The sequence below is a fragment of the Vibrio sp. V43_P6S15P86 genome, from assembly GCF_009904725.1.
Classification (GTDB): Bacteria; Pseudomonadota; Gammaproteobacteria; order Enterobacterales; family Vibrionaceae; genus Vibrio; species Vibrio diabolicus.
Genome location: NZ_WXWT01000493.1, coordinates 1 through 5,675 on the forward strand (window position 1 = coordinate 1; position 5,675 = coordinate 5,675).

At 44.4% G+C, this 5,675-nt stretch carries 5 protein-coding genes; 2 read left to right on the forward strand and 3 right to left on the reverse strand.

Annotated features, from left to right (window positions below; translation table 11 throughout):
* Positions 1-127: 127 nt before the first annotated feature.
* The 3 genes from CAG69_RS22165 to CAG69_RS22175 all read right to left on the reverse strand — a co-directional run bounded on the left by CAG69_RS22165 (position 128) and on the right by CAG69_RS22175 (position 2,070).
* Complete coding sequence (locus CAG69_RS22165) at positions 128-448, reverse strand: c-type cytochrome (protein ID WP_161446252.1); 321 nt, start codon at positions 446-448, stop codon at positions 128-130.
* 79 nt (positions 449-527) lie between these two features.
* Positions 528-1,532, reverse strand: coding sequence for a low-specificity L-threonine aldolase (ltaE, locus tag CAG69_RS22170; protein ID WP_161446254.1), 1,005 nt, complete (start codon positions 1,530-1,532; stop codon positions 528-530).
* A 22-nt stretch (positions 1,533-1,554) separates the two neighbouring features.
* Positions 1,555-2,070, reverse strand: coding sequence for an NUDIX hydrolase (locus CAG69_RS22175; protein ID WP_152814345.1), 516 nt, complete (start codon positions 2,068-2,070; stop codon positions 1,555-1,557).
* 268 nt (positions 2,071-2,338) lie between these two features.
* Between CAG69_RS22175 and CAG69_RS22180 the strand changes: the two genes are divergently transcribed.
* The gene (locus tag CAG69_RS22180) at positions 2,339-4,000 is read left to right on the forward strand and encodes an ATPase RavA domain-containing protein (RefSeq protein WP_005396405.1); all 1,662 of its coding nucleotides are present in this window, start codon (positions 2,339-2,341) and stop codon (positions 3,998-4,000) included.
* Between the two features lie 9 nt (positions 4,001-4,009).
* The gene (gene viaA / locus CAG69_RS22185) at positions 4,010-5,464 is read left to right on the forward strand and encodes an ATPase RavA stimulator ViaA (RefSeq protein WP_161446256.1); all 1,455 of its coding nucleotides are present in this window, start codon (positions 4,010-4,012) and stop codon (positions 5,462-5,464) included.
* Positions 5,465-5,675: the final 211 nt, after the last annotated feature.

A 5,675-nucleotide genomic window follows, 5' to 3' on the forward strand; every position in this document is an offset into this window, starting at 1 on the left:
TTGAACTATAAATTCATCAAATATTTGAAGTGAAGTCATTGTGATTATTTTACAAGCAAAGTTTGGTTAAATGTTTTGGCTCGGTTCGGGGGCTCACAAGCTCTTGTTGTGAGTCGAGATAAACAAATCATTTGTCTTGCGTCTGTTCTGCATAAAATGCAGCGACATCACGGAGATCGTCATCATTTAACATTCTTAACTGTGCGCCCATCATTTCGGCAAGCGGCCCTTTACGTTCGCCTGCTTGGTAAGACTTCATCGCATCGTATAGATACTGGGCATTTTGACCTGCAAGATTTGGATAGGCATCATTACCTGCGACGCCTGTGGCACCATGACAATAGACGCAGCTAGGGGATTTGATTTTACCTTTATCAGCATCACCAAAAGGCGCGGCATGGCTAGCGGAAGAGAAAATAAGAGAGGTTAGAAATACAAATCTGAACATGAAGATTGTCTATTCGCTAAAAAGTCATATCGATACAATAAAGCTTCCCCTTAGGGGAAGCTCAATGATCAAAATCAAACTAAAGCAGAGATTTAATGCTTGATAAGAAATTGTCGATATCTTGCGCTGAAATGTCTTTATGAGTCACGAAACGAATGGGGTTTCCAGGTGTTATCGTGATATTTTGTTCCTTTAGTTTCGCAGCGATACTTACTATGTCCACTTGAGGATCAAGCTTCGCGAACACGATGTTCGTTTGAACAAAATCAGGGTTGACTGAAAAACCAGGCAGTTCTGCTAAACCTTCTGCTAAATTTTTTGCGTTGACATGATCTTGTTTTAGCTGTTCCACTTGTTCGGTAAGGGCAAGTTTGCCAGCTGCGGCAAGAATACCCGCTTGACGCATACCACCGCCGACCATCTTTCTTAAGCGACGTGCTTTTGCGATGTACTCTTTGCTACCAAGCAGTAACGAACCAACAGGGGCAGCCAAACCTTTCGACAGACAAATCGTCATTGAATCAAAATACTGACCGATTTCTTTTACCGGAACATCTAAAGCAACCGCTGCATTGAATACTCTTGCGCCGTCGAGATGCATCTGCAAGTTATGTTTATTCACGAAGTCACGAGCTTCTGCTAAGTAAGACAGAGGCAGCACTTTGCCATTAATAGTGTTTTCTAAGCTGAGCAGCTTGGTACGAGCAAAGTGACAATCATCTGGCTTAATCGCCGCTGCCAGTTTATCAAATGGGAGTGTGCCATCTGGGTTATTTTCGACTGGTTGAGGTTGAATTGACCCAAGTACTGCTGCGCCGCCAGCTTCGTACTTGTAGTTATGTGCTTGCTGCCCACACAGATATTCATCTCCGCGTTCACAATGCGCCATTAGGCCGAGCAGATTGGCTTGCGTGCCTGAAGTAGTAAACAAAGCCGCTTCGAATCCTGCAAGCTCTGCGGCAAACTCCTCAAGCTCATTGACCGTAGGGTCATCACCATAAACATCATCCCCAACGGGGGCCTTAAACATGGCCTCTCGCATGGCTTGGGTAGGCTGTGTAACGGTATCTGATCGAAAATCCATGAATGTCTCCTTGGTCAAAGTCCTAAATATATCCGCAAAGGCGCGCTTTGCTTAAACAAGCGATCGTTTTGGCATCGGTAATTGTGTCATCAATAATCTTGTCTTCGAGTTGTTGGAGTGACAAGGTAACAACCTCAATCACTTCATCTTCATCACATTCGTAACGGTTGGTTTGGCTGAGCTTCTCAGCAACAAATAGGTACTGTATCTCATCACAAAATCCGGCAAGGGGAGTGACTTGGCCGAGAGAAGTGAATTTTTCTGCACTATAGCCCGTTTCTTCCTCTAGCTCTCTTTTCGCGCAGCAGAGAGGGTCTTCATTGCCTTCTCTTGTACCAGCAGGAAGCTCCAAAAGCCATTTATTAAGTGAAGGGCGAAATTGATGGACAAGGACTATCTCTCCTTCCGTTGTAATAGGGAGAATCACCGCAGCGCCCGGATGATGGATTGTGGTGTGCGTAATTGCCTGTCCTGTAGGAAGCATAACCTCTTCTTCAATCAGAGAAATTTGCTTCCATTTATGAATTATTTTGCTCATGCAGTTATTAACCCTAGCTGTTACCGCATTTTGACGTTTTTCGACATTAACCACAAATGGTGGGAAACAAAAGCAAAAAATGTTGCAACACAACGAAAGCGTTTGCACTTTCAGTGAGCTGTATCTCATAAATGGAAACTTTGATTGCTGGCTAAAGAAGGGGGTAAGCATCTGCTATAAGGGGAATTCAACAAAATACATTTGTAACAAAGTTATAACAAGTGTATAAAAATGTTAACGCAATACCAGTTCAGCAGCCGGAGAACGTATGACACAAACCTTATTTGCCTCAAATGCCGAAAAAGCGCTTCTCTCAGAACGCATCAACAAGTTGGCTAAAGCGTTAACGGATGGCGTTTATGAACGCGAACATACCATCAAGCTCTGCCTCCTTGCGGCACTTGCTGGTGAAAGTGTTTTTCTTTTAGGCCCACCTGGCATTGCAAAAAGCTTAATTGCCAAGCGACTTATCCAAGCGTTCGATAATAGCAGTTACTTTGAATACCTGATGACGCGATTCTCAACACCTGAAGAAGTTTTTGGGCCACTGAGTATTCAAGAACTCAAAGATAACGGTCGTTATGTTCGCTTAACTAAAGGGTATTTGCCAACCGCACAAGTCGTATTTTTAGATGAAATCTGGAAGGCGGGCCCCGCCATTCTGAATACATTGCTGACAGTGGTCAATGAGAAAACCTTCAAAAATGGCAGCGATATTGAGCGTGTGCCAATGCGTTTGTTGGTATCGGCGTCCAATGAACTGCCAGATGAAGACAGCGGTTTGGATGCACTCTATGACCGCATGTTGGTGCGCGTGTTTGTGAATCGAATTCAGAATAAACAAAACTTTAAGTCGATGTTGACGGTAGGCACGTCACAAGAGGCACAAGTGCCAGAAGGGCTAGCAATAACAGATGAAGAATATCATCAATGGCAACAGCAGCTCGACAAGCTGACGTTAACCGATAATGCATTCGAGAAGCTTTTCCAGCTTAAAACGATGTTAGAAAGCAAAGTCGAAGCTCAGTTTGGCGATGTCGCTAATACCGACATGTATGTGTCTGACCGCCGCTGGAAGAAAGCCGTGAAATTGCTAAAAGCGAGCGCGTTTTTTAATGGACGCGATGAAATCAACCCACTTGATCTACTGTTGCTGCAAGATTGTTTATGGAACAGCCCTGAATCGCGAGACGTGGTACGCGAAGTGGTACAAGAGTTCGCCCTAAAACATGCATTTGACCAACAAGACGCCGAACAGGAAATTGAATACTGTCGCGAGTCTTTGGTCGATGTTCAGCATGAGCTTGAAGATGCCTACCGCATGACGTTAACGTCTGAAGCGGCAACGGGTATTCTGCGCAAAGAAACCATGCGTTTTGATACCTCTAAAGCTAAGACCTACAAAGTTGGCGCAGCCGTTAACTTAGTTAAACTGGTTATTTTGCAAAGCAACATGTCGGTTTCAGAATCAGAGAAAGGCGATAGCCGCTGGGTTTACGTGCCAAAAGATGAACTAGACCGAGTCATCAAAGAAGGACACGGTGATGTGTATGGATACGTCAATCAAAACACCAACATGTGCCGTTTACGATTTGATGTTGATGCTGCAAATAACCTAGTTATCCGTGATATCGCAAACCGAGGCATTCTGGTGAGCTTAGTGACTCAAGAGGGCTTGGATGTAGAGCTTTACCAAAAATGGTTAACGCAGAGTGAAAAAGCCGTAAATCAACTCAGTGAAGCAGAACACCATATGCGCAAGGTAAAAGCGAATTTCCATGATGCGCTTCCGCATAGCTTTGTTGATCCTGAATTACCACGCCTAATGGAGTCGAGTCTGCAGCAGGTCAGTCAGAGACTTGAGTCTATCCAAGCTGAAAGCGAGAAAGTTATTCAACGCTTTAAAAACTTACATCAGTTTTTCTCATAAGGAGACGACATGCTAGGTGCAGACGGACTTAACCTCGCGCTGATGGTAGCCGACTCTGGCATCATCGATAGTGCAGTTAATGATTTAATGGCGCGTTCACAAGTCATGATGATGGCAGAAAACCGAGGCGTTAAATCTTCAGTCAAAGGCCACTTATTAAAGTGGAGGGGCAGTGTTAAAAAACGGATTACCAAGGTATGTGAGACAGAGCGTTTCCAACAAGAGCTGTCTTTATATCAAGAAGTCATTCACTGGGATGAAGAGGCGTTTTTCGAAAACATCGAAGATGTGATTAAAAAGCTTGAGTGGCACTCCGCTTTTTATATGCAGGCTCGCCGAATGATGGAGAAGAACAAGGGGATGAATAATCCCATGTTCCCACATTACTTCTGTGATCAATGGTACCAAAGCCTAGCCGATGCGATTAAGCAAGCGCAAGTAAGCGAGCTTGAGGCCAATAAAGAGAAAGTGCTGAATGACCTGTATCAGCGTATGGAGACCATGCGTAATATGGATAAGGTCACGGAGTCGGGTGATGCTGAAAGTGTAGGGCGCTTATGGGATATGGCATCTGCCAAGTTGAGCAAAACTGACTTAACAGTGATGAAACGCCATGCGGAGTTTCTGAAGAAGCACCAAGGCTTGCAAGAAATAGCCGAGCAACTTGGCCGTATGGCGGGGCAAGTGAATGATCCCGAACTTAACCGCGCGCCTACTGAAGAGCTACAAATGATCGAAGAGAAGAGTGATGAAGCGACAGATGATATTGTCGGCATTCACGAAAGCGATGATTTAAATAAGCTACTTCCCAACGAAACGATGTTTTTGGCGTATCCTGAACTCGAGGTCGTGTTCTATAAACACTTAATCGATAAACGACTTATGAACTACCGTACACAAGGCAAATCGCGCACGTTACGTAAAGTTAAAGCTCACCGACCTGACAACAAAGCGGTAGATATCGAAAAAGGACCGTTTATTGTGTGTGTGGACGCGTCCGGCTCCATGAGCGGGTTTCCTGAGCAATGCGCCAAAGCCATGGCTTATGCTCTGATGCAAATCGCATTAGCGGAGCAGCGTGACTGCTATGTCATTATTTTTTCGACGGAACACATTACGTATGAGCTAACCAAACAAGATGGTCTGCGCGAGGCGGCGGACTTTTTAACTTATAGCTTCCATGGTGGTACAGACTTAGAGCCAACTTTGATCAAATCTATCGACTTGATGAGCGGTGATAAGTACAAAAATGCCGATATGGTGGTCATTTCCGACTTTATCGCGCCAAAACAACAAGACGAGTTGCTTGCCAAAGTGGATGCGCTTAAAGCGAAGAAAAACCGTTTTCACGCGATCAGCCTATCTAAATACGGAAACCCGGCATTGATGTCGATGTTTGATCACACGTGGTCTTATCATCCTAATGTTGTGGGCAGGTTGCTTAAACGGGTCGGTAATTACTAAGTGACATTGAAATTCTATTGAGTAAAACGTACAGGAAGCTAGATTTATATTGCTTCGTTTTAAGCCGATAAGATCGAACTTTGGTCTAATCGGCTTAAAAGAAATCAAACAAACAGAAAATGAAAGATTTTTGTTTGACTATCTTCTCTCAATCCGTAAAGTAGCCACCAACGCAACGGGGAAGAGCCCTGAAGCGAAGTAAAAAGGGCGC

Coding starts and splice junctions, on each gene's coding strand:
- CAG69_RS22165 (WP_161446252.1), bottom strand. CDS start 448: ATGTTCAGATTTGTATTTCTAACCTCTCTTATTTTCTCTTCCGCTAGC.
- ltaE (WP_161446254.1), bottom strand. CDS start 1,532: ATGGATTTTCGATCAGATACCGTTACACAGCCTACCCAAGCCATGCGA.
- CAG69_RS22175 (WP_152814345.1), bottom strand. CDS start 2,070: ATGAGCAAAATAATTCATAAATGGAAGCAAATTTCTCTGATTGAAGAA.
- CAG69_RS22180 (WP_005396405.1), top strand. CDS start 2,339: ATGACACAAACCTTATTTGCCTCAAATGCCGAAAAAGCGCTTCTCTCA.
- viaA (WP_161446256.1), top strand. CDS start 4,010: ATGCTAGGTGCAGACGGACTTAACCTCGCGCTGATGGTAGCCGACTCT.